General features: G+C 61.2%; 23 protein-coding genes and 1 pseudogene. 14 read left to right on the forward strand and 10 right to left on the reverse strand.

Features of this window, described 5'->3' with window-relative positions; translation table 11 throughout:
• Window positions 1–390 precede the first annotated feature (390 nt).
• Entirely contained in the window at window positions 391–1,113 is a 723-nt protein-coding gene (locus tag ACNFBR_RS09260; protein WP_416734640.1) for a pirin family protein, read from the forward strand.
• Window positions 1,114–1,227: 114 nt separating this feature from the next.
• Here ACNFBR_RS09260 and ACNFBR_RS09265 read toward each other — a convergent pair whose 3' ends face one another.
• Window positions 1,228–1,521: a DUF1330 domain-containing protein gene (locus ACNFBR_RS09265; RefSeq protein WP_023049469.1), complete on the reverse strand. Its 294-nt coding sequence runs from the start codon at window positions 1,519–1,521 to the stop codon at window positions 1,228–1,230.
• A gap of 78 nt (window positions 1,522–1,599) precedes the next feature.
• On the opposite strand from ACNFBR_RS09265, the gene ribBA reads away from it, so the two are divergent.
• The 7 genes from ribBA to ACNFBR_RS09300 all read left to right on the forward strand — a co-directional run bounded on the left by ribBA (window position 1,600) and on the right by ACNFBR_RS09300 (window position 9,678).
• Complete coding sequence (gene ribBA, locus ACNFBR_RS09270; protein WP_416734641.1) at window positions 1,600–2,721, forward strand: bifunctional 3,4-dihydroxy-2-butanone-4-phosphate synthase/GTP cyclohydrolase II; 1,122 nt, start codon at window positions 1,600–1,602, stop codon at window positions 2,719–2,721.
• A gap of 268 nt (window positions 2,722–2,989) precedes the next feature.
• Window positions 2,990–4,015 carry a polyamine ABC transporter substrate-binding protein gene (locus ACNFBR_RS09275; protein ID WP_416734642.1) on the forward strand — a complete coding sequence of 342 codons (1,026 nt, stop codon included), beginning with the start codon at window positions 2,990–2,992 and terminating at the stop codon, window positions 4,013–4,015.
• A complete protein-coding gene (locus ACNFBR_RS09280; RefSeq protein ID WP_060492782.1) occupies window positions 4,012–4,929 on the forward strand; it encodes an ABC transporter permease in 918 nt (305 codons plus the stop codon). Before ACNFBR_RS09275 ends, ACNFBR_RS09280 begins: the two co-directional genes overlap by 4 nt.
• A gap of 6 nt (window positions 4,930–4,935) precedes the next feature.
• Window positions 4,936–5,742, forward strand: a complete 807-nt coding sequence (locus tag ACNFBR_RS09285) for an ABC transporter permease (RefSeq protein ID WP_003256236.1) — start codon at window positions 4,936–4,938, stop codon at window positions 5,740–5,742.
• Between the two features lie 17 nt (window positions 5,743–5,759).
• The gene (locus ACNFBR_RS09290; RefSeq protein ID WP_416734643.1) at window positions 5,760–6,908 is read left to right on the forward strand and encodes an ABC transporter ATP-binding protein; all 1,149 of its coding nucleotides are present in this window, start codon (window positions 5,760–5,762) and stop codon (window positions 6,906–6,908) included.
• A gap of 96 nt (window positions 6,909–7,004) precedes the next feature.
• A complete protein-coding gene (locus ACNFBR_RS09295) occupies window positions 7,005–8,312 on the forward strand; it encodes a substrate-binding domain-containing protein (protein WP_416734644.1) in 1,308 nt (435 codons plus the stop codon).
• A gap of 301 nt (window positions 8,313–8,613) precedes the next feature.
• Entirely contained in the window at window positions 8,614–9,678 is a 1,065-nt protein-coding gene (locus ACNFBR_RS09300) for a TerC family protein (RefSeq protein ID WP_416734645.1), read from the forward strand.
• A gap of 6 nt (window positions 9,679–9,684) precedes the next feature.
• Here ACNFBR_RS09300 and ACNFBR_RS09305 read toward each other — a convergent pair whose 3' ends face one another.
• The 3 genes from ACNFBR_RS09305 to ACNFBR_RS09315 are packed head-to-tail and all read right to left on the reverse strand — an operon-like array spanning window position 9,685 to window position 11,027.
• Entirely contained in the window at window positions 9,685–10,077 is a 393-nt protein-coding gene (locus tag ACNFBR_RS09305) for a hypothetical protein (protein ID WP_416734646.1), read from the reverse strand.
• A complete protein-coding gene (locus ACNFBR_RS09310; RefSeq protein ID WP_416734647.1) occupies window positions 10,070–10,660 on the reverse strand; it encodes a hypothetical protein in 591 nt (196 codons plus the stop codon). The genes ACNFBR_RS09305 and ACNFBR_RS09310 overlap by 8 nt, the downstream gene beginning before the upstream one ends.
• Window positions 10,620–11,027, reverse strand: coding sequence for a PAAR domain-containing protein (locus tag ACNFBR_RS09315; protein ID WP_416734648.1), 408 nt, complete (start codon window positions 11,025–11,027; stop codon window positions 10,620–10,622). The genes ACNFBR_RS09310 and ACNFBR_RS09315 overlap by 41 nt, the downstream gene beginning before the upstream one ends.
• Window positions 11,028–11,101: 74 nt before the next feature.
• Between ACNFBR_RS09315 and ACNFBR_RS09320 the strand changes: the two are divergent.
• Window positions 11,102–11,404 (forward strand): annotated as a pseudogene (locus tag ACNFBR_RS09320) (hypothetical protein); the annotation flags it as partial.
• A gap of 34 nt (window positions 11,405–11,438) precedes the next feature.
• Here ACNFBR_RS09320 and ACNFBR_RS09325 read toward each other — a convergent pair.
• Window positions 11,439–11,828, reverse strand: a complete 390-nt coding sequence (locus ACNFBR_RS09325; protein ID WP_416734649.1) for a hypothetical protein — start codon at window positions 11,826–11,828, stop codon at window positions 11,439–11,441.
• Between the two features lie 225 nt (window positions 11,829–12,053).
• Here ACNFBR_RS09325 and ACNFBR_RS09330 point away from each other — a divergent pair, with 225 nt between their 5' ends.
• On the forward strand, window positions 12,054–12,380 hold the full coding sequence (locus ACNFBR_RS09330) for a hypothetical protein (RefSeq protein WP_416734650.1): 327 nt from the start codon (window positions 12,054–12,056) through the stop codon (window positions 12,378–12,380).
• A gap of 105 nt (window positions 12,381–12,485) precedes the next feature.
• On the opposite strand, the gene ACNFBR_RS09335 is transcribed toward ACNFBR_RS09330, so the two are convergent.
• Together ACNFBR_RS09335 and ACNFBR_RS09340 are read right to left on the reverse strand one after the other, a co-directional pair.
• On the reverse strand, window positions 12,486–13,886 hold the full coding sequence (locus ACNFBR_RS09335; RefSeq protein WP_416734651.1) for a PAAR domain-containing protein: 1,401 nt from the start codon (window positions 13,884–13,886) through the stop codon (window positions 12,486–12,488).
• Between the two features lie 298 nt (window positions 13,887–14,184).
• Window positions 14,185–15,414: an acyl-CoA dehydrogenase gene (locus ACNFBR_RS09340; protein WP_416734652.1), complete on the reverse strand. Its 1,230-nt coding sequence runs from the start codon at window positions 15,412–15,414 to the stop codon at window positions 14,185–14,187.
• Between the two features lie 140 nt (window positions 15,415–15,554).
• On the opposite strand from ACNFBR_RS09340, the gene ACNFBR_RS09345 reads away from it, so the two are divergent.
• Window positions 15,555–16,481, forward strand: coding sequence for a LysR family transcriptional regulator (locus tag ACNFBR_RS09345; RefSeq protein ID WP_416734653.1), 927 nt, complete (start codon window positions 15,555–15,557; stop codon window positions 16,479–16,481).
• A gap of 194 nt (window positions 16,482–16,675) precedes the next feature.
• The gene (locus ACNFBR_RS09350) at window positions 16,676–17,830 is read left to right on the forward strand and encodes a cysteine desulfurase family protein (RefSeq protein WP_416734654.1); all 1,155 of its coding nucleotides are present in this window, start codon (window positions 16,676–16,678) and stop codon (window positions 17,828–17,830) included.
• Window positions 17,831–17,837: 7 nt separating this feature from the next.
• Here the strand turns inward: ACNFBR_RS09350 and ACNFBR_RS09355 are convergent, their stop codons facing one another.
• From ACNFBR_RS09355 to nfsB, 3 genes are all read right to left on the reverse strand, one after another.
• Window positions 17,838–18,275: an RES family NAD+ phosphorylase gene (locus ACNFBR_RS09355; RefSeq protein WP_416734655.1), complete on the reverse strand. Its 438-nt coding sequence runs from the start codon at window positions 18,273–18,275 to the stop codon at window positions 17,838–17,840.
• Complete coding sequence (locus ACNFBR_RS09360; RefSeq protein ID WP_416734656.1) at window positions 18,272–18,721, reverse strand: antitoxin Xre/MbcA/ParS toxin-binding domain-containing protein; 450 nt, start codon at window positions 18,719–18,721, stop codon at window positions 18,272–18,274. Before ACNFBR_RS09360 ends, ACNFBR_RS09355 begins: the two co-directional genes overlap by 4 nt.
• Window positions 18,722–18,831: 110 nt before the next feature.
• On the reverse strand, window positions 18,832–19,485 hold the full coding sequence (gene nfsB / locus ACNFBR_RS09365; protein ID WP_416734657.1) for an oxygen-insensitive NAD(P)H nitroreductase: 654 nt from the start codon (window positions 19,483–19,485) through the stop codon (window positions 18,832–18,834).
• Between the two features lie 103 nt (window positions 19,486–19,588).
• On the opposite strand from nfsB, the gene ACNFBR_RS09370 reads away from it, so the two are divergent.
• Window positions 19,589–20,482: a LysR family transcriptional regulator gene (locus ACNFBR_RS09370; protein WP_416734658.1), complete on the forward strand. Its 894-nt coding sequence runs from the start codon at window positions 19,589–19,591 to the stop codon at window positions 20,480–20,482.
• Between the two features lie 77 nt (window positions 20,483–20,559).
• On the forward strand, window positions 20,560–21,390 hold the full coding sequence (locus tag ACNFBR_RS09375) for an AraC family ligand binding domain-containing protein (RefSeq protein ID WP_416734659.1): 831 nt from the start codon (window positions 20,560–20,562) through the stop codon (window positions 21,388–21,390).
• Window positions 21,391–21,399: the final 9 nt, after the last annotated feature.

Raw genomic sequence — 21,399 nt, forward strand, 5'->3', positions numbered from 1 at the left:
TGCGGAAATGGCCCGCAGGCTTCAATGAATCTGCCGTCGGTGCGGCTATCGATGGCACCGTCTGCCCCGGTGTAGATATCGATACTTGGCCACTTGGGTTTGACCTGAATGCAGTGTTGAAGAACGGGCCCCCTGTCCTTTGCCGTGTATGGATACGCGTGTCATGGGTAGCTCCCTGCCTGGAAAATCTGGAAGCTATCACCTGAGCAACTGGAGGGAACCAAACAGCCAGCAAATCAGAATCACCTTACAAAGCTGGGTGACACTGTCACTTTTTATGAGACAGTAATTCCGCATAGGCACTATTTTTCCAACATAAAAGTGACAGTAAAGTGTTCTCCATCAGCAGCCCGCCAGCCCTCACGGCCCCGGCGTTCAAGGAGAATCACCATGCTCACCCTACGCAACGCCCAAGACCGCGGCCTGGCCTTCCATGGCTGGTTGAAATCCTTCCACACCTTCTCCTTCGGCCATTACCGCAACCCGGACGAGCAAGGCTTCTCTGACCTGCTGGTGATCAACGACGACCGCGTCATCGCTGGCAAGGGCTTTGGCCAACACCCTCACCGCGACATGGAAATATTCAGCTACGTGCTTGAAGGCGCGCTTGAGCACCAGGACACGCTGGGCACCGGTTCAGTGATTCGCCCGGGCGATGTGCAGTTGATGAGCGCGGGCCATGGGGTTGCCCATAGCGAGTTCAACCACAGCCAGACGCAGCCGGTGCACTTCCTGCAGATCTGGATCGTGCCCAACGTGCAAGGGGCTGCACCGCGGTATCAGCAACAGCATTTCAGTGCGCAGGAAAAGCGCGGCACGTTGCGCCTGATCATCTCGCCGGATGGCGCCGGGGGATCGCTGCAGGTGCGGCAGAATGCGCGGGTGTATGCCGGGTTGTTCGACGGCGACGAACGCGCCACGCTGACCCTGCCGGACAACCGCCATGCGTATGTGCATGTGGCGCGGGGTAGTGTCGAGCTGAATGGGCAGCTACTGCATGAAGGGGATGGGGTGCGGGTTAGGCAGGAACACATGCTGGAGCTGGGTAATGGGGTGGATGCCGAAGTGCTGGTGTTTGACCTGCGGCCGCATGAGCTGCCAGGTATGCCATAACCAGGACCGGCCCTTTCGCGGGTAAACCCGCTTCCACAGGTACACCACATAATTCGAAATCTGTGGTTTACCTGTAGGAGCGGGTTTACCCGCGAAAGGGCCATCAGCCCAAACTCAGGGCTCGAACCCTTCCACAATGATCACCTCAGCCTTCGCCACCCCTTGGCGATGGCTGCAAGCCTCCTGATACAGCGCCGACCGGTAGCACGCCACCGCCTGCTCGTACGAATCGAACTCGATCACCACGCTACGCTGAGGGGTGGGCCGCCCTTCCATCGCCTCGCTGCGCCCGCCGCGGGCCAGGAAGCGGCCACCGAACGCCTTGAAGGCAGCCGGGGCGCGCTGGGTGTACTGCTGGTATTGCTCGGGGTCGGTCACGTCCACGTGGGCGATCCAGTAGGCCTTCATGTGCTGCTCTCCTCTCAAGGCGATATTTGTGTATGATGGTATACCATAATAATCACCCCGCCACAGTGAGCGTGCAACATGGCTTTCAACACCATCGAAGAACTTCTCGAGGACTACCGGCAAGGCAAGATGGTCCTGCTGGTGGATGACGAGGACCGGGAGAACGAAGGCGACCTGCTGATCGCCGCCGAGCGGTGCGACGCCCAGGCCATCAACTTCATGGCCCGCGAAGCGCGCGGGCTGATCTGCCTGACCCTTACCGACGAGCACTGCCAGCGCTTGGGCCTGGAACAGATGGTGCCGGCCAACGGCAGCGTGTTCAGCACCGCGTTCACCGTATCGATCGAGGCGGCCAGTGGCGTCACCACCGGTATTTCCGCCGCCGACCGGGCGCGCACCGTGGCGGCGGCCATAGCCCCCAACGCCCGCCCCGAAGACCTGGTGCAACCGGGCCACATCTTCCCCTTGCGCGCCCGCGAAGGCGGCGTGCTGACCCGCGCCGGCCACACCGAAGCCGGCTGCGACCTGGCGCGCCTGGCCGGCTTCAGCCCGGCCTCGGTCATCGTCGAAGTGCTGAACGACGACGGCACCATGGCCCGCCGCCCGGACCTGGAAGTGTTCGCCGCCCGCCACGGCATCAAGATCGGCACCATCGCCGACCTGATCCACTACCGCCTGAGCACCGAGCAGACCATCAAGCGCATCGGCGAGCGGGAACTGCCGACGGTGCACGGTAGCTTCCGCCTGGTCACCTATGAAGACCGCATCGAAGGCGGTGTGCACATGGCCATGGTCATGGGCGACATCCGCCGCGAGCAGCCGACCTTGGTGCGGGTACATGTGATCGATCCGCTGCGCGACCTGGTCGGTGCCGAATACGCAGGCCCCGCCAACTGGACCTTGTGGGCAGCGCTGCAGAAGGTGGCCGAGGAAGGCGCTGGCGTGGTGGTAATCCTGGCCAACCACGAGTCTTCCCAGGCCTTGCTGGAGCGCGTGCCGCAGCTGACCCAGCCGGTGCGGCCTTACCAGCGTGGGCAGTCGAAGGTGTACTCCGAGGTCGGCACCGGGGCGCAGATTCTGCAGGACCTTGGCGTGGGCAAGCTGCGTCACCTGGGGCCACCGCTGAAATACGCGGGCCTGGCGGGGTATGAGCTGGAGGTGGTGCAGAGCATCCCGTTCGAGCCGGGGATGGTTGACTGATTCGGGTGCCTGCAGGAGCGGCATTGTGCCGCTCCTTCAAAAGCAGACCGCGATGGATTCAAAGGGGCCGAGTGATGGCCGGTCGCCTCATACCTCTTGCCAAAAGTTTGGAATACCATAATATGATATCCCGTAGACCTTAAATCTGCAGGCCGGTACCTACAATTACAAACGGCCCAGAACACTTTGTTTTAGCTGCTCCCCGAACACTGTTGGCGGGCGCACCACAAGCCCCGCCTCGAATAACAAAAGCAACGAGGGCGTAACCATGCTGTTGAGCAAACGTGTAACCGCAGTGCTGTCCGCCAGCCTGCTGACTTTGGCATGTCAGGCCGTCCAGGCCGCCGACAGCCTGAATTTCGTCAGCTGGGGCGGTACCACCCAGGACGCCCAGAAAGAAGCGTGGGCCATACCGTTCAGCAAGGCCACCGACATCAAGGTCGTGCAAGACGGCCCTACGGACTACGGTAAGCTCAAGGCCATGGTCGAAAGCGGTAACGTGCAGTGGGACGTGGTCGACGTCGAAGCCGACTTTGCCCTGCGCGCCGCCAGCGAAGGCCTGCTCGAACCCCTCGATTTCAACCAGATCAAGCGCGACAAGATCGACCCACGTTTCGTCTCCGACCACGGCGTCGGCTCGTTCTTCTTCTCGTTCGTACTCGGCTACAACGAAGGCAAGCTGGGTGCCAACAAACCGCTGGACTGGACCGCGCTGTTCGACACCAAGACCTACCCCGGCAAACGTGCCCTGTACAAATGGCCGAGCCCCGGCGTACTGGAACTGGCCCTGCTGGCCGATGGTGTAGCCCCCGACAAGCTGTACCCGCTGGACCTCGACCGCGCCTTCAAAAAGCTCGACACCATCAAGCAAGACATCGTCTGGTGGGGCGGTGGTGCCCAATCGCAGCAGCTGCTGGCCTCGGGCGAAGCCTCGCTTGGCCAGTTCTGGAACGGCCGCGTCTACGCCCTGCAGCAAGACGGTGCGCCGGTGGGCGTGAGCTGGAAGCAGAACCTGGTCATGGCCGACTTCCTGGTCATCCCCAAAGGCGCCAAGAACAAAGACGCCGCCATGAAGTTCCTGGCCAACGCCAGCAGCGCCGAAGGCCAGGCCGAGTTCGCCAACAAGACCGCCTACGCGCCGGTCAACGTCGACAGCGTGGCCAAGCTGGACAAAGACCTCGCGCCCAACCTGCCGACCGCCTACGCCCAGGACCAGGTCACCCTCGACTTCGCCTACTGGGCCAAGAACGGCCAAGCCATCGCGGCCCGCTGGAATGAGTGGTTGGTCAAATGAAAGTCGCCATCAACGCCCTGCATAACGCGCAAGGTGCCCCCACGGGGGCCGGCGCGCCGGGCACTGCCCCGCGCCGCGCAAGCCTGAGCCAGCGCTGGAAAGGCAGCCGTAACCTGCTGCCGGCCCTGCTGTTCCTTGGCCTATTCTTCTTCGCTCCGCTGGTCGGCCTGCTGCTGCGAGGGGTGCTTGAGCCAACCCCTGGGCTGGGCAACTACGAGCAGCTGTTCGCCAACTCGGCCTACGCACGGGTGCTGTTCAACACCTTCTCGGTGGCCGGCGTGGTCACCCTGATCAGTGTGCTGCTGGGCTTCCCGCTGGCCTGGGCGATCACCCTGGTGCCCAAGGGCTGGGGCCGCTGGCTGCTCAACATCGTACTGCTGTCGATGTGGACCAGCTTGCTGGCGCGCACCTATTCATGGCTGGTGCTGCTGCAGAGCTCGGGGGTGATCAACAAGGCGTTGATGGCCATGGGTATCATCGATGCCCCGCTGGAAATGGTGCACAACCTCACCGGCGTGGTCATCGGTATGAGCTACATCATGATCCCGTTCATCGTGCTGCCGTTGCAGGCGACCATGCACGCCATCGACCCGATGGTGCTGCAGGCAGGCTCAATCTGCGGCGCCAGCCCGTGGACCAATTTCTGGAAGGTATTCCTGCCGCTGTGCCGCTCGGGGCTGTTCTCCGGCGCGCTGATGGTGTTCGTGATGTCGCTCGGTTACTACGTCACCCCGGCGCTGCTTGGCGGTGCGCAGAACATGATGCTGCCCGAATTCATCATCCAGCAGGTGCAGTCGTTCCTCAACTGGGGCCTGGCCAGCGCCGCCGCCGCACTGCTGGTGGCGATCACCCTGGTGCTCTTCTACCTGTACCTGAAGCTGCAGCCGGAATCCCCGGTTGGCAACGCGAGGTAAACCGCCATGCTCCTGTCTCCCAATGCCATGGGCCGCCCGTTGCGTACGGGCCTGTACCTGACCACCGGGGTCATCGCGGCCTTCCTGCTGCTACCGGTCGTGTTCATCGTGCTGCTGTCGTTCGGCTCGTCCCAGTGGCTGGTGTTCCCGCCACCGGGCTGGACCTTCAAGTGGTACGGCCAGTTCTTCTCCAACCCGGAATGGATGGACGCCGCGCTGGCCAGCCTGAAGGTGGCCGTGCTGACCACCATCGCCGCCGTGCTGCTGGGCCTGCCCAGCGCGTTCGCCCTGGTGCGTGGCCGCTTCCCGGGCCGCGAACTGCTGTACGGGCTGTTCACCATGCCGATGATCGTGCCGCTGGTGATCATCGCCGTGGCGGTGTACGCGCTGTTCCTCAAGCTCGGCTACACCGGCACGCTGTTCGCCTTCGTGGTCAGCCACGTGATCGTCGCCCTGCCCTTCACCATCATCTCGATCATCAACTCGCTGAAGCTGTTCGACCAGTCGATCGAAGATGCCGCGGTGATCTGCGGTGCCTCGCGCCTGCAGGCGATCTTCAAGGTCACCTTCCCGGCCATCCGCCCCGGCATGATCGCCGGGGGCCTGTTCGCCTTTCTGGTGTCTTGGGATGAAGTGGTGCTGAGCGTGATGATGGCCAGCCCCGACCTGCAGACCCTGCCGGTGAAGATGTGGACCACCCTGCGCCAGGACCTCAGCCCGGTGATCGCCGTGGCCTCGACCTTGCTGATCGGCCTGTCGCTGCTTGTCATGTTCATTGCCGCCGCCTTGCGCCGGCGCACCGAAAACGCCTGAGCGCGGAGAAAACAACAATGAGTGCAGTGATCAAAGACAACGCGCACGGCAAGACCCTGGTCAGCCTGCGCGGCCTGAACAAGCACTACGGCGACTTCACCGCCGTGGACAACCTCGACCTGGAGATCCAGGACGGCGAATTCCTGACCTTCCTCGGCTCCAGCGGCTCGGGCAAATCCACCACCCTGTCGATGCTGGCAGGCTTCGAAACACCGAGCAGCGGCGAGATCCTGGTCGACGGCCAGTCGCTGGTCAATGTGCCACCGCACAAGCGTGACATCGGCATGGTGTTCCAGCGCTACTCGCTGTTCCCGCACCTGAACGTGCGCGACAACATCGCCTTCCCGCTGGCCATTCGCAAGCTCAATGCTGCCGAGACCGCCAAGCGCGTAGACGCCATGCTCAAGCTGGTGCAATTGGAGAAGTTCGCCCACCGCAAACCCTCGCAGATGTCTGGCGGCCAACAGCAACGCGTGGCGATTGCTCGGGCGCTGGTATACGAGCCGCGCATTCTGCTGATGGACGAGCCGCTCGGCGCGCTGGACAAAAAGCTGCGTGAAGACCTGCAGGACGAACTGCGCCAGTTGCACCGCCGCCTCGGCATCACCATCGTCTACGTCACCCACGACCAGGAAGAAGCCATGCGCCTGTCCCAGCGCATCGCCATTTTCAGCCACGGCAAGATCGTCGGCCTGGGCACCGGCTACGACCTGTACCAGAACCCGCCGAATGCCTTTGTCGCTTCGTTCCTGGGCAACTCCAACTTCCTGCGGATCAAGGCCAGCAGCAACGGCGCCGGCAGCTTCGAGGGTCAGCCGGTGGCCATTCGCCTGACCCCGGGCCTGGTTGCTTCGCAAGATGCACTGATCATGGTGCGCCCGGAAAAGGCCCTGGCCCTGACCGCCGAACAGGCTGCGCGCGAGCCGCTGCCAGCGGGCTGGAACGAAGTCAGTGCCAAGGTTGGCGAAGTGTTGTTCCTGGGTGAAAGCCAGACCTGCCATGTGCAGACTGCGGGGGGTACTGAGCTGACGGTGAAAGCATTGTCGGCCGCCGGCATGCCGATGCAACCGGGCGACAGCGTGAAGGTGCGCTGGGCGGTGGCTGATGCCTGCATCTATACCGAGTGGGCCGAGAGCGACCTGAGCAAATCCGCCGGGGCTCACTGAAATCGCCGGGGCCGCTTTGCGGCCCACGGACTGTCACAATATCATCACGCCACTGTCGTAATCTGCCGGCCAACTCTATGCCATAGGCCACCCGGCATGCCCCGCCTGTTTGTCTTGTTGCTTTCCCTGCTACCGCTAGCGGCACTGGCCGAGCCCTCGCACCTGCGTGTGCAAGGTTCCAACACGATCGGCGCGGCCCTGCTGCCGGCGCTGGTGCAGGGGCAATTGCGCGCGCAGCAGGCCGGTGCCATCGAGCAACGACCGGGCGAGTTGCCTAACGAGACCGTGATCACCGCGCGCGACGTACACGGGCAAGCGCTGCGATTCGACATCGCCGCCCACGGTTCCAGCACCGGCTTCATCGCCCTGGGCCGGGGCGAGGCCGACCTCGCCGCTGCCTCGCGGCCGATCAACGACAGCGAAGCGCGCCAGCTGCAGGCCTTGGGCGACCTGCGTGCGGCCAGCGCCGAACAAGTCATCGGCCTGGACGGCGTCGCGGTCATCGTCCACCCCGACAACCCACTGCCGCAACTCACCACCGGGCAATTGGCGCAGGTTTTCTCCGGGCAGGTCCAGCGCTGGGAACAATTGGGTGTTTCCGGCGGGGCGATCCACCTGTACGCCCGTGACGACCGGTCCGGTACATTTGAGACCTTCAAGGCACTGGTGCTGGAGCCGCAGCACAGCGAGCTGTCGAGCAAGGCCAGGCGTTTCGAGTCCAGTGACGAACTGGCGGCACGGGTGGGTGCCGACCGCCAGGCCATCGGTTTCAGCAGCCTGGCCGCGGTACACGGGGCCAAGGTGCTGGCGGTGGCCGAGGGCGATGCGCCAGCCATGCTCCCGGAGCGCGCACTGGTGGCCAGCGAGGACTACCCGCTATCGCGGCGCCTGTACGTCTACCTGCCGGCCAACCCCAAGCCCCAGGCCAAGGCCCTGGCCGATTTCGCCCAGAGCCCGGCGGGCCAGGCGATCGTCGCCCAGCAGGGTTTCGTTTCGCAGCAGATCCAGGCCCAGCCTGTCCCACCGCAGGCCGACATGCCACCGCGCTATCGCACCCTGGCCCAGCAGGCGCAGCGGCTGAGCGTGAACTTCCGTTTTCAGGAAGGCAGCGCAAGCCTCGACAACAAGGCCCTGCGCGATGTGCAGCGGGTAGCTGAATACCTGCGCCAGGCCGGCAAGTTGCAGAGCAAGGCGGTGTTGGTGGGGTTTGGCGACCCCAAGGAAACACCCGGGCGCGCCGCCCTGCTCTCCCGCCTGCGAGCCCAGGCAGTTCGGCGCGAGCTGGCGCGTGATGGCGTGGAATTACTGGAGGTGACGGGCATGGGCGATGAACTGCCGGTGGCCGGAAATGAGCTGGAGCAAGGACGCCTGCGTAATCGCCGCGTAGAGGTGTGGGTGTATTGATGCAAAACCCGCACACGTCCGTGTAATCGATGCGAAACCCGCACACGTCTGTGTAGGAGCAGCCTTGTGCTGCGAAGGGGCCGGTAAATCTTGTACAAATCGATTTGGCCATACCGTCCTCTTCGCAGCACAAGGCTGCTCCTACACGGCCCCCGCAAAGAAATGTAACAGCTCCCCATTCGGCACCACTGGCAAACGGGTCTAGGCTCAAACTCATGTGATACCGGGCCCCTCTGACGGCTGCCAAGCCGCCATGTCGGATCACTGTTGCCAAGCAACGTCGACATTCAAGGAGGGGCTCATGACAGCTCTGCAAGCATTCCTCACCACCCCGTTTCTCGGTACCAGCGCCTGGTTGTGGCTGGTGTTCATGGCCATCGTCATCGGCTTGCTGGTACTCGACCTCGGCGTGCTGCACCGCCACGACCGGGAAATCGAAATGCGCGAGAGCCTGCTGCTGTATTCAGGCTACTTCAGCGTCGGTGTGCTGTTCGGCGCCGGGGTCTGGTACCAGTTGGGCGCGCAGTCGGCACTGGAGTTCTACACCGGTTTCCTGGTCGAGCAGTCGCTGTCGATGGACAACGTGTTCGTCATGGCGATGATCTTCAGCTACTTCGCCATCCCCCGCCGCTACCAGCACCGCGTGTTGTTCTGGGGCATCCTGGGGGTGGTGTTCCTGCGGGCGATCATGATCGGCGTCGGCGCTGCGCTGGTGCAGAACTTTGCCTGGGTGTTGTACATCTTCGGTGCCTTCCTGCTGTTTACCGGGGTGAAGATGGCGCTGTCCAAGGAAGACAGCCACCCGGACCTGGCCAACAACCCGATCATCAAGTTCGTGCGCCGGCACATGCGGGTTACCGACCAGATCCATGGCTCGCACTTCTTCATCCGCCAGACCCCGCCTGGGCACACCAAGGCGCTGCGTTATGCCACTCCATTGTTCCTGGCGCTGGTACTGATCGAACTGGCCGACCTGGTGTTTGCGGTCGACAGCGTGCCGGCTATTTTTGCCATTACCCAGGACCCGTTCATTGTCTACACCTCGAACATCTTTGCCATTCTGGGGCTGCGCTCGCTGTACTTCGCGCTGTCGGCGTTGATGCACCGGTTTGTCTACCTCAAGTATGCGTTGGCGTTGGTGTTGATCTTTATTGGCTGCAAGATTTTCTACCACGGCATGGTCGGCAAGGTGCCTGCGTTGCTGTCGTTGGGGGTGACATTCGGGTTGTTGCTGGGTGGGGTGGTGGTTTCGTTGGTCAAGACGCGGGGGGAGAAGGCGACGGTCGTGGATTCTTCGCCAGAGCAGCCTTCAAATGCCGATTGTCCGGTCAGCCAGAAAGAGGAAGACCCGCAGATGCGGGTCTGATTTCCACTACTTGACCTTAAATAACACCCATACAATCACCATCCAGATGAATCCAGTCATGCTTAGCCACGCTGAAACCTTCAACCTGAATTTAAGCTTCTGCGGAAACGCATTTAACTCGCCAGCATCCAGTTGACCCATTCGCAGCGCTAGCCACGGAAATGCAACTAACCCACTTACCGTAGAAAGTGTCATCCAGCGCCACTTAAATGACCCAGAACCCCAGGCACGCTTGATGCTTTCAAAATAGCGGTTACTCGTGATGGCCGAGCAGGCGACGTCATAATCTTTGGTCAACGTCGAGACAGCACTAAGGACTAGCCCTGGTATGCCTATAGCAAAAGGACTTAGTAGAATCGCCACTTTAGCGAGTGGATGCCAGTCAGTAATGTCAATCACTTGTTGCCTCGTAAATAAACTCGCCTACCGACTCACCGAGCATCCCGCCCAACGCTCCTCCAGCCATGCCGCTGGCGCCCACCAGCACTATGCCGCATACCGGCGCAGCCAGACCTGCCGAGCCCATGGTAATAGCGGCACAGATTGTTCCAGATACAAGGTTTGCCCCTAAGGTGCCGAGCATTGCTCCGGCAGTCCCACTAGCAAAACCTTCCGTCTCGGTCAACCTGACCTTTTTACAATCTTCAGTCTCACCAGCGCGACAAACCTCTTGCACTTTCATGTAGGACGAAGCCCCACCGAGCCCAACTGCAGCATGCCCATCATAATTAAGGTACTTGCTAAGCCGCGCCACCTTATCCAGATGGGTCGCATACCCCGGAATCTGCCCCGGCCCGCCCGCTTTCGACCAATGGTGCACCAGGCTCTTTGTCGAAATATTCAAGCTCTTCCTCAAACGCTCATAATTTCCAAGGTTCAGTTGTTTGTTCAGAAATGCCGTTTTCAACTGCCCATCCAATTGCTGCAGAAGCCGTTGCCGCTCAGCGAAGAAGCTCGGGCTGTTCAGGTGGCCGTGGCGCATGAACTCCCGCTAGTGGAACAGCGGTTGATGGCTCGGCAAAGTGGCTATTTGCACTCCCCACAACGGGATGCCGGGAAGGCGGTGCTTCATACAATGGCGCGACCACCCGATTGCTGCCCGGCGAGCAGCCACAAAGAACCAGCGCACCATCCATGGCGACCCGCCGGCCATCAGAAATGCAAAAATCCATCCCTCCGGCAACGGTTCCTTCCTGCCCACAAAGTGGGCATGCCGTGGTGTGGTCACCTTCGCGGAGTACCATCCGACCCTCGTCAAGATAGCCGGCTCCTGTCTCAATACAGACCGCCCCCGTCGTGGTGACATCGCCATCTACCGCCTGAGCTTTTCCATTTAGACTGGCGCGCATATACAAACTCCCTGTGCATGATTGAGGTTGAAAAACCTAACATCCGCAGAGGGGGTTCAAATGCTCCGGAAAAAATCAGATATTTCCTACAAGTTACCGAGCAGATCCATGGTCCGCACTTCTTCATCCGCCAGACCCCGCCCGGGCACACCAAGGCGCTGCGTTATGCCACCCCATTGTTCCTGGCGCTGGTGCTGATCTTCATTGGCTGCAAAATCTTCTACCACGGCATGGTGGGCAAGGTGCCGGCGTTGCTGTCGCTCGGGGTGAAGTTCGGGTTGCTGCTGGGTGGGGTGGTGGTTTCGTTGATCAAGACAAGAGGGCAGAAGGTGGCAGTAGAGACTACCCAGCAGGGAGATGTTTCGAATGGGCAATAGGATGAAGACCCGCAATTGCGGGTCTGACCCCGCCTCACTTTTTAATAATAAAGTAACCCATCAACGACCAAAGTAATGCGATGAATATCAGCCATAGTGCGATAGTCATTTTTCGCTTCAAGTACGGCGGAAAATGCTTAAGTTCCTCTTCATCCAACCAGCCCATATGCAGATGTAGCCTAGGAAACGTGACCAAAGCACTCACTGCGCTCATCAGCAGACAGCGAGACCTCAGGCTTCCTCCACCCCAAACGGGTTTCATCTGCTCCAAATAGGGGTTGCTTGTGATAGCTGACAAGGCGACGTGAAAATCACGGGACATTGCAATCCGCACATTTATGGCAAGACCTGAAAATCCAGTGATAAACGGAACAATCAGAAAGGCTAGTTTAAGCAGCGGCGGCCAACTTTCGAAGTTAATCATCTATCACCTCATAAAGCATCTCTCCAGTCTTCTCTCCGAATGCACCAAGGCCGATAGAGCCTGCCGCAGAGCTGGCGCCAACGATGACAATCCCGCATACCGGAACGCCAAGCCCAACAGTACCGACCGCGAAAACACCGCATAGAGCAGTTGCAGCAGCACCACCTCCCCAAGCTCCAAGCATGCCGCTCCCCAGACCACCTGCGAATGCACACAAAGTGTGGCATGCGTGGCGTGGTCACCGATGACAACCCGCAGGCGCGAATCCAAACCTACTTAATCTTAAAGAGCGCCCACGCAATGACCATCCATGTAAATGAGATCATGACCAGCCAGGCTGCGATCACCAATCTACGCCGAATGCAAGGTGGTAATGCGTTGAGTTCACGAGGGTCCAACTTACTCCAGCGCAGGGCCAACCTGGGGTATGCAACCATTCCGCTTGCAGTACAAATCAACAACCAGCGCCACTTGACTGATCCTCCACCCCACGCAAGCTTTACACTTTCAAAATACGGATTTCTGGTAAGTGCTGAGCAAACGACCTCATAGTCCTTAGTAATCGTTGTATAAACGCTTAGCATGACCCCCGGCAAACCAATGATAAATGGGCTAAGCACGAATAGGAGCTTCGCAATTATAGGCCAGCCTGTAATATCAATCATTGCTCGCCTCATAAACAAGTTCGCCGGCCGACTCGCCAAAATATTCACCAAGCATCCCCCCTGCCAGGCCCCCGCTCCCCACGAGCGCTATGCCACATACAGGTACCCCAAGCCCTCCTGAGCCTACAGCGAAAACGCTACATAAGGACCATGCGGCACCAGATGCAAGCGAGGAACCAACCATCCCTCCTACCAACGCCCCCGAAAAGCTACCTGACTCCGTCAGACGCACTCTTTTACACGCTTCTGTCTCACCAGCCCGGCAAACCTCCTGAACTTTTATGTAGGACGAAGTCCCACCGAGCCCAAGCGCAGCATACCCTCCATATTTGAGGTGTTTACCAAGCTGCGCCACCTTATTCAGATGCGTCGCATACCCCGGAATCTGTCCCGGCCCGCCCGCTTTCGACCAGTGGTGCACCAGGCTCTTGGTCGAAATATTCAAGCTTTTCTTCAGCCGTTCATAGCTTCCTAGGTTTAGCTGCTTGTTAAGCAATGCCGCTTTCAACTGGCCATCCAGTTGTTGCAACAACTGCCGGCGCTCGGCAAAGAAACCCGGGCTATTCAAGTGGCCATGGCGCATGAACTCCCTTTGGTGTAATCGCTCGATACTGGTCAGTGTCTGACTGACCTGCTTCAAACCTTGGTCCAGCATGTCCTTGCCCACGCCCATCGACAGGCTTGCGTCACTGAGCAAGCCGGCGATTTCGGCCTGGTGCTGCATCATGAAATCCGCTTCGGCGTGGTCGAGTATTTCCAGCGCGCGGCGTGCATGCTGGGCAGCCGCCATCAGCTCACCCTCCTCGCGCGTGCAGGCATTCGCGTTGTCCGGATCACCGATAACGAAGATTTCCCCTGCCTTGAACCCGTGCTCGAACGTTGGGTTGAGTCGCTGCAACCGTGAGATCGGCAACGTGGCATCGTGCTCGGCCAGTTGCAGCAGCACCTGGGGGAACGACATGCTTCGAGGGACCACGTAAAAGCCAGGCTCCAGCGTACCGGGCAATGCACCTGCTACAGGTTGGGAGAAACGCTCGGGGTAGACAGCGGTTGATGGCTCGGCAAAGTGGCTATTTGCACGCGCCACAACGGGCTGCCGGGAAGGCGGTGCTTCATGCAATGGAGCGACCACCCGATTGCTGCCCGGCGAGCAGCCACAAAGAACCAGCGCACCATCCATGGCGACCCGCTGGCCATCAGAAATGACAAAATCCACCCCTTCGGCGACGGTTCCTTCCTGCCCACAAAGAGGGCATGCCGTGGTGTGGTCACCTTCGCGGAGTACCATCCGCCCCTCGTCGAGATAGCCGGCGCCTGTCGCAATACAGACCGCCCCCGTCGTGGTGACATCGCCATCTACCGCCTGACCTTTTCCATCCAGACTGGCGCGCATATACAAACTCCCTGTGCATGATTGAGGTTGAAAAACCTAACATCCGCAAAGAGGGTTCAAATGCCTTGGGGAGAAATTCAGATAATTCCTACAAATTACTAGAGCGCTATTTACTGAGAAATTAATAGATTTTTCCGAGTGATTAACCTCAACTTTCCTACAACATAGAATTTATTTATCTGATTACAGAGTAATAAAAATGGCAAAGACATTCGATCACTGCAGGAGCAGCCCTGTCGCGGCACAGGGTCACGACAGGTACTGCACATGACTTCAAGTTAGCGAAAAGTTCGCTAAATCACCGCCCGCTACGCATCATCTCCGCCGGCACATACTTGCCTATCTCATACTTGCCAATCGCCGCCCGGTGCACCTCATCCGGCCCGTCGGCCAGGCGCAGGGTGCGCTGCATGGCATACATGTAGGCCAGTGGAAAATCGCCACTCACCCCTGCCCCGCCATGTATCTGGATCGCCCGGTCGATCACCTTCAAAGCAACGTTCGGCGCCACCACCTTGATTTGCGCGATCTCGCTGCGGGCCACCTTGTTGCCGACGGTGTCCATCATGTACGCCGCTTTGAGCGTCAGCAGCCGGGCCATGTCGATCTCCATGCGCGAGTCGGCGATCTTGTCGACGTTGCCGCCCAGCCGTGCCAGTGGCCGGCCAAAGGCGGTGCGTTCGACCGAGCGCTTGCACATCAACTCCAACGCGCGCTCGGCCATGCCGATCGAGCGCATGCAGTGGTGGATACGGCCAGGGCCAAGGCGGCCCTGGGCAATTTCAAAGCCGCGGCCTTCGCCCAGAATCACGTTCTCATACGGCACCCGCACATTCTCGAACAGGACTTCGGCGTGGCCATGGGGAGCATCGTCGTAACCGAACACCGGCAGCGGGCGGACGATCTTCACGCCAGGCGCATCGGTGGGCACCAGCACCATCGAATGCTGCTGGTGGCGTGGCCCTTCAGGGTCGGACAGGCCCATGAAGATCATGACCTTGCAGCGCGGGTCGCAGGCGCCGGAGGTCCACCACTTGCGGCCGTTGATCACCCATTCGTCACCGTCACGCACGGCGGTGGCAGCCATGTTGGTGGCATCCGAAGAGGCCACCTCCGGCTCGGTCATGGCGAACGCCGAGCGGATCTCGCCGCGCAGCAGCGGCTCCAACCACTGGCGTTTCTGCGCCTCGCTGCCATAGCGCACCAGCACTTCCATGTTGCCGGTATCCGGCGCCGAGCAGTTGAACGGCTCCGGCCCGAGCAATGAACGGCCCATGATCTCCGCCAACGGCGCATATTCCAGGTTGCTCAGGCCGGCACCGTATTCCGACTCGGGCAGGAACAGGTTCCATAACCCTTCGGCACGGGCCTTGGCCTTGAGTTCTTCCATGATCGCGGTGGGCTGCCAACGGTCGCCCTCGGCGACCTGGCGCTCGAACACCGCTTCGGCGGGGTAGACATAGGCGTCCATGAACGCAGTGACACGCTCGCGCAGTGCCTGGACCTTGGGCGAATAGGCGAAATCCATCGGGGCTACCTTCACGGTTCGGAGTACATGGGCCAGAGCCTAGAGCAGCATGGCCCCATCCACCTAGTCTATTTTCCGCGTGTATAAACATTCATAACCGATATATGATCGAGCGATAATTCCAACAAAGAGCGGCGCCCATGAACCTCAGCAAGGTCGACCTCAACCTGTTCATCGTGTTCGATGCGATCTACACCGAAGCCAACCTGACCCGCGCCGGGCAAATTGTCGGCATCACCCAGCCGGCGGTGTCCAACGCCCTGTCGCGGCTGCGCGAAACCTTCAACGACCCACTGTTCGTCCGCACCGCGCAAGGCATGGTGCCCACGCCCATGGCGCAGAACATCATCGGCCCGGTGCGCAACGCCCTGGCGCTTTTACGCACGTCGGTGCAGGAAAGCCGTATTTTCAACCCGCAACAGGCCAACAAGACGTTCCGTATCAGCATGACCGACCTGACCGAGGCGGTCATTCTGCCGCCGTTGTTCCAGCGTCTGCGCCGCCTGGCGCCAGCGGTGCTGATCGAGAGTTTCCTGTGCAAGCGCCGCGAGACCACCAAGGAACTGGCCGCAGGCCGCCTGGACTTCGCCATCGACGCGCCACTGAACACCGACCCGCAAGTGCGCCACGTCAAGCTGATGCAAGACCGTTATGTCTGCGCCTTGCGCCAAGGCCACCCGCTGGCCGACAGCAAGCTGACCCTCGACAGCTACCTGGGCATGACCCATATCCATATCTCCAGCCGCCGCAACGGCCTGGGCTATGTCGACCTGGCGCTGGGCAAGATGGGTGTGCAGCGCAAGGTCGCCCTGCGTTCGCAGCATTACCTGATGGCCTCGCAGGTGTTGCAGCAGACGGACATGGCAATGACCGTTCCCGAGCGCTTTGCCCGCCGCCATCAACTGCGTTACCAGCCATTGCCGGTGGAGGTGCCAGCGCTGGAGACGCACCTTTACTGGCATGAAAGTACCGACCAGGACCCTGCCAACCGTTGGATGCGCGAGCAGATCACCGAGTTATGCGAACGCGTGGTGGCGGAGGAAGAGAAAGCGCTGGAACCTGCCTGAAAGTAGCTGGCGAGGAGCCGTTTGCAGCTGCTCGCCGGCGAAAGAAAAAAATCCTACAAAACCGATACTCCAGAGAATTTTTTATCGATTGAATCGAGAATACCGTGGTGGGAAGCGAAAAATATCTCCCAATTGGCGGGTACGCTTAGGCCAATGATCGCCGATTTCACGGCCACTCACACGGACCCGCACCAATGCCTAGCGCCCCGCTTTACTTCGATTACGCCGCCACTACCCCAGTCGACGACCGGGTCATCGAAACCATGCTCGCCTGCCTGGGTAGCCAGGCCAACTTCGGCAACCCGGCGTCCAGTGGCCACGCCTTCGGCCAAGCCGCCCGTCACGCCGTGGAACAGGCCCGCCAGCAAGTGGCCGAGCGCGTCGGCGCGCAGGCCGAGAACCTGGTGTGGACCTCGGGCGCGACCGAGTCCAACAACTTGGCACTCAAAGGCATTGCCCAAGGCATCGGCCAGCCCGGCCACCTGATCACCAGCCAGCTGGAGCATAAGGCCGTGCTCGACACGGTGGCCGAACTGGAACGCCAAGGCTGGGCCGTTACCCGCCTGGCGCCGGATGCCGCCGGCCTGATCCAGCCCGCAAGCGTGCAGGCAGCTTTGCGCGCCGACACCCGCCTGGTATCGCTGATGGCGGTCAACAACGAACTGGGGACGGTCACCGACTTTGCCGCGATTGGCGAGCAGGTACGGGCCCACGGTGCCCTGCTGCACGTAGACGCCGCGCAAGCTGTAGGCAAGCTGGCCATCGACCTGAAGGCGATGAGCGTGGACTTGATGTCGTTCTCGGCGCACAAGGTCTACGGGCCAAAAGGCATCGGCGCGCTGTATGTCGGGCCACGCGCCCGCACGCTCATGCGCGCGCAAATGCACGGCGGCGGCCATGAACAGGGTCTGCGCTCCGGCACCCTCGCGACCCATCAGATTGTCGGCATGGGCAGCGCCTTTGCCCTGGCCGGCCAGCCTGGCGACAGCGAGCACCAGCGCCTGGAGCAACTGGCTGCACGTCTGCGTGAAGGCCTGCTGGCTTTACCCGGCGTCACCCTGAACGGTTGCGTCAGCCAACGCATTCCCCATACGCTGAACCTGTGCATCGACAGCAAGGGTTTCAATAGCACGGCACTGGCCAGCGAAATGGCCTTGTCCACCACCTCGGCCTGCAACTCGGCGAGTAACGCCGCCTCGCATGTGCTGTTGGCATTGGGGCTGGATGAGCGCCAGGCACGCAACAGCGTGCGCCTGAGCATCGGCCGCTTCAGCACCGAAGCCGAAGTGGACAAGGCACTCGAAGTGTTTGGCCGGACGCTGACGGCAGCATCGGCGGCACTGTGGTGAGTACGCGTTAGAACAAACGGCTGTCCGGGGTGAAATCCTCCACCTGGATTTTCGCCTTCTGCGCTTGCGGGTGCCGTGGGTTGAACAGGTAATTGGTGGTACTGGGCATGATCGCGCTCGGCACTGGCAGCAACAAGGCCGAACAGTCATCCAGAAAGCGATTGCCCAGCGCCCGGGTCACCTCGGGCTGAGCGGACCAGCCAGGCTGCAAGGCGGGCAACCGCGCTTGTGAAACCGTGTCGGGCAATTCGATGCGAATCAGGCGCATGCTGGTGGGGAAATCCTCGGGGTCGATCTCCAGGTGCACCAACACCTCAAGCATCGCCCCTGGCGGGCTGGTGGCGGCATACACCACGGGCCGCCCCGCCTGGTGCCAACGGCCGCTTACCCGCAAGCCCCCCGTGCCGCTCAAGTCCGCATAGGCGCTGATACGCCACAGAATCACAGGCCGAAGCCCTCGGCAATCTGCAGCAGCATCTCTTCGACCTGAGTGGTGCCTTGCTGGGTGGTGAGCATCTGCATCGGCGTCAGCCCCGAGAAGCGCTCCTTGGGCTTGGACAACCAGCGCTTGGCCTTGTCCGCATCACCGAACACCGCTTCGGCCATGGCGGTGATGTGGGCCGAGCGAAACAGCCGGTCGCTCTCATCCACAGTCAGCGGCTGGTCACGCTCGATGCGGGTTTTCAGGGTGCGCAAGGGAATGATCTGGTCACGCTCCACCGGCGTGAGCACACCACGCTCGGTCAGCTTTACCAACCAGGTGGCGGCAAACCCATGGGTGATGCGGGTGTGGATTTCAAAGTCACTGGCAAGCTCGGGGATTTCCAGCAGCGCGTTCAAGCGCGCCCGATACGCGTGGTAACCGTTGTCGCGAAGCACTTCGGCAAGCATGGCACGCTCCTGTTTCGGCGTTTGCCGACAAGTATGCGGTATATGCCGGATCAATGCCAGCTTGCCTGGCCGGGCGGGCGAGTCAGGGGCGCTTTGCGCCCCTGGCAATCTCACAGGAAAGTGAACACCTGCGAAGCCGGCAACCGCGACTTGTTCAGCCCGGCATTGAAGTCCGTCTCACTGCGATAACCCAGGCTGAGAATCACCACGCTGGTAAACCCACGCTCACGCAGCCCCAGTTCGGCGTCGAGGATCTTGCTGTCAAAGCCTTCGATCGGCGTTGCATCCAAACCATGCGCCGCCGCCCCCAGCAACGCCGTGCCCAAGGCCAGGTAAGTCTGCTTTTCCATCCAGTGCTGCACATCCTTGTGGTCGTAGCGGTGCAGGTTGACATAGTGCCGGCGGCTCTGGTTTTGCCCGGCACGCGCTTGCTCGTCACGGAAACGACCATCGGCGGCCTCCTGATCGAGCACCGTATTCAGGTGCGCTTCGGTCATTTCGGTGCGGGTACAGAACACGATCACGTGCGAGGCATCGAGGATTTTCGGTGAGTTGTAGGCATAACCCTCAGTAGTGCTCTTGGCCAGGCGGGCCTTGCCTTCGGCAGTATCGGCGACGATGAAATGCCAGGGCTGGGAATTGACCGACGACGGGCTGTGGCGCAGTTGTTCGAGCAGGGCATCGACAGTGGCTTGGGGAATGCGACGCGAGGCATCGTAAGCTTTGGTGGTGTAGCGGCGCTTGGCCAGCGAAACGGTATCCATGCAACAACTCCGGTATGAACAGTGGATTTGCCGTGCATCTTATCTTTCCAGCAAAAAAGAAAAACCGGCACAATGCAGCAACACTTTCATCCCCGGAGTGAAAATGCTGCGCATCACCGATCTCGAACTGTTCGCCCGCAGCAGTGTGCTGGGCAGCTTCACTGCCGCGGCCCATGAAGCTGGCCTGCTGCCAGGCCAGGTGGCTGCCGCGATCAAGCGCCTGGAGCGCGACCTGGATGTACGTCTGTTCGCCCGCACCACCCGCAGCTTGCGCCTGACCGCCGAGGGCGAGCGCTACTTGCCTACGGCACTGAATGTGCTGGAGAGCCTGCGCCAAGGCCATGAAGACTTGCATGGCAACCCCAATACCTTGCGCGGCACCTTGCAGGTATCGGCGCCTTCGGACCTGGGCCGCAACCTGTTGCTCCCTTGGCTCAGCGCCTTCCGCCGCGAACACCCGGCCTTGCAACTGCGCTTCTTCCTGTCCGACCAGATGGCCGACCTCAACCGCGACCCGGTGGATGTGGCCATCCGCTATGGCCTCAACCAGGACGCCAACTACATCGCCCTGCCATTGGCCGACTGGAACCGCAGAGTGCTGGTCGCCTCGCCCGACTACCTCGCCCGCCACGGCCACCCGCTCACGCCCGACGCTCTGCAGCAACACGCCTGCCTGCTGTACATGCAGCACAACCGGGTGTACGACAAATGGCAGCTGGGCAACCGCACCGTGCAGGTGCGCGGGCCGCTGGTCAGTGACGATGCCGACGTGATCCGCCGCCTGGCCATTCAAGGCGAAGGCATCGTCTACAAGTCGTGGCTGGATGTGAGCGCCAACATTGCGGCCGGTGAACTGCAGATCGTCTTGCCCGAATTGCTCGGCGAGCCCACCCCAGTCACCTTGGTCTGCCCACACCGCAAGCAGCTCACACCCGCGGTTTCGCAATTGCACCTGTGGCTGCGCGAGCGCTTCGAGGCCCTGCGCAATCGGCCCTGACCAACGGCTGCACAATCGTTCCAGACTGAGCCGGGGAGTTGCGCTAAGGTAGCCATTTACCCCAACGGCGCACGTTCATGAGCAACTGGATCGACCTCAAGCAGGACGCCGACACTGGCATCGAGTCGGTCCGGGCGCATTTCGTCGGGCATGCCTACGACCCACACTGGCACGACAGCTTCCTGGTCGGCGTCACCGAGCAGGGTGTGCAGCAGTTCGATTGCCGGCGAGTACGCTATCGAAGCACGCCAGGGCACGTCTTTCTGCTGGAGCCTGGCGAAATCCACGATGGCCATGCGCCCACGGAGGACGGCTTTACCTACTCGACCCTGTACCTGGAACCCGCCTGGGTGGACAGCCAGTTGCGGGCCATGTTCGAGCACGCGCCGGGCGACAGCCTGCCCAGCTTTGCCGATACCCTGTGCCATGACGAACGCCTGGCCCGGGCCACCGCCCTCGCCTTCCAGGCTGTGCACACCCAGGACTTGCGCATTGTCCGGCAAACGGCCATGGACGACCTGCTGGCCTGCCTGACCCACCACCTGCACTGGCGCCGACGCCTCAACCCCGACCCGCGCCTGCCGCTGACCGCACAGCGCGCAAGGGACTTCCTGCACGCCAACCTGGAGCGTGACATCGGCCTGGAAGATTTGGCCCAGGCCTGCGGCATCGACCGCTTTCGACTGACCCGTGCGTTCAAGGCCGCGTTTGGCATTGCACCGCATGCCTACCTGATCCAGCTACGCTTGGCGCGGGCGCGGCGCCTGCTCGCCCAGGGCCAGACGCCCGCCGAGGTGGCCGTGGCGTTGGGCTTTGCCGACCAGAGCCACTTGGGCCGCTGGTTCCGCCGTGCCTATAGGCTGACCCCTGCCGACTACCGCAAGCGCTGCTCAAACCTTCCAGACTGAGTAGCGCCG

Source organism: Pseudomonas sp. NY11955, assembly GCF_048068035.1.
Classification (GTDB): Bacteria; Pseudomonadota; Gammaproteobacteria; order Pseudomonadales; family Pseudomonadaceae; genus Aquipseudomonas.

What these genes read in the sequence shown, in the direction of transcription:
- ACNFBR_RS09260 (WP_416734640.1), top strand. Translation starts at nt 391, where the DNA reads ATGCTCACCCTACGCAACGCCCAAGACCGCGGCCTGGCCTTCCATGGC.
- ACNFBR_RS09265 (WP_023049469.1), bottom strand. Translation starts at nt 1,521, where the DNA reads ATGAAGGCCTACTGGATCGCCCACGTGGACGTGACCGACCCCGAGCAA.
- ribBA (WP_416734641.1), top strand. Translation starts at nt 1,600, where the DNA reads ATGGCTTTCAACACCATCGAAGAACTTCTCGAGGACTACCGGCAAGGC.
- ACNFBR_RS09275 (WP_416734642.1), top strand. Translation starts at nt 2,990, where the DNA reads ATGCTGTTGAGCAAACGTGTAACCGCAGTGCTGTCCGCCAGCCTGCTG.
- ACNFBR_RS09280 (WP_060492782.1), top strand. Translation starts at nt 4,012, where the DNA reads ATGAAAGTCGCCATCAACGCCCTGCATAACGCGCAAGGTGCCCCCACG.
- ACNFBR_RS09285 (WP_003256236.1), top strand. Translation starts at nt 4,936, where the DNA reads ATGCTCCTGTCTCCCAATGCCATGGGCCGCCCGTTGCGTACGGGCCTG.
- ACNFBR_RS09290 (WP_416734643.1), top strand. Translation starts at nt 5,760, where the DNA reads ATGAGTGCAGTGATCAAAGACAACGCGCACGGCAAGACCCTGGTCAGC.
- ACNFBR_RS09295 (WP_416734644.1), top strand. Translation starts at nt 7,005, where the DNA reads ATGCCCCGCCTGTTTGTCTTGTTGCTTTCCCTGCTACCGCTAGCGGCA.
- ACNFBR_RS09300 (WP_416734645.1), top strand. Translation starts at nt 8,614, where the DNA reads ATGACAGCTCTGCAAGCATTCCTCACCACCCCGTTTCTCGGTACCAGC.
- ACNFBR_RS09310 (WP_416734647.1), bottom strand. Translation starts at nt 10,660, where the DNA reads ATGCGCCACGGCCACCTGAACAGCCCGAGCTTCTTCGCTGAGCGGCAA.
- ACNFBR_RS09315 (WP_416734648.1), bottom strand. Translation starts at nt 11,027, where the DNA reads ATGCGCGCCAGTCTAAATGGAAAAGCTCAGGCGGTAGATGGCGATGTC.
- ACNFBR_RS09325 (WP_416734649.1), bottom strand. Translation starts at nt 11,828, where the DNA reads ATGATTAACTTCGAAAGTTGGCCGCCGCTGCTTAAACTAGCCTTTCTG.
- ACNFBR_RS09330 (WP_416734650.1), top strand. Translation starts at nt 12,054, where the DNA reads ATGCGTGGCGTGGTCACCGATGACAACCCGCAGGCGCGAATCCAAACC.
- ACNFBR_RS09335 (WP_416734651.1), bottom strand. Translation starts at nt 13,886, where the DNA reads ATGCGCGCCAGTCTGGATGGAAAAGGTCAGGCGGTAGATGGCGATGTC.
- ACNFBR_RS09340 (WP_416734652.1), bottom strand. Translation starts at nt 15,414, where the DNA reads ATGGATTTCGCCTATTCGCCCAAGGTCCAGGCACTGCGCGAGCGTGTC.
- ACNFBR_RS09345 (WP_416734653.1), top strand. Translation starts at nt 15,555, where the DNA reads ATGAACCTCAGCAAGGTCGACCTCAACCTGTTCATCGTGTTCGATGCG.
- ACNFBR_RS09350 (WP_416734654.1), top strand. Translation starts at nt 16,676, where the DNA reads ATGCCTAGCGCCCCGCTTTACTTCGATTACGCCGCCACTACCCCAGTC.
- ACNFBR_RS09360 (WP_416734656.1), bottom strand. Translation starts at nt 18,721, where the DNA reads ATGCTTGCCGAAGTGCTTCGCGACAACGGTTACCACGCGTATCGGGCG.
- nfsB (WP_416734657.1), bottom strand. Translation starts at nt 19,485, where the DNA reads ATGGATACCGTTTCGCTGGCCAAGCGCCGCTACACCACCAAAGCTTAC.
- ACNFBR_RS09370 (WP_416734658.1), top strand. Translation starts at nt 19,589, where the DNA reads ATGCTGCGCATCACCGATCTCGAACTGTTCGCCCGCAGCAGTGTGCTG.
- ACNFBR_RS09375 (WP_416734659.1), top strand. Translation starts at nt 20,560, where the DNA reads ATGAGCAACTGGATCGACCTCAAGCAGGACGCCGACACTGGCATCGAG.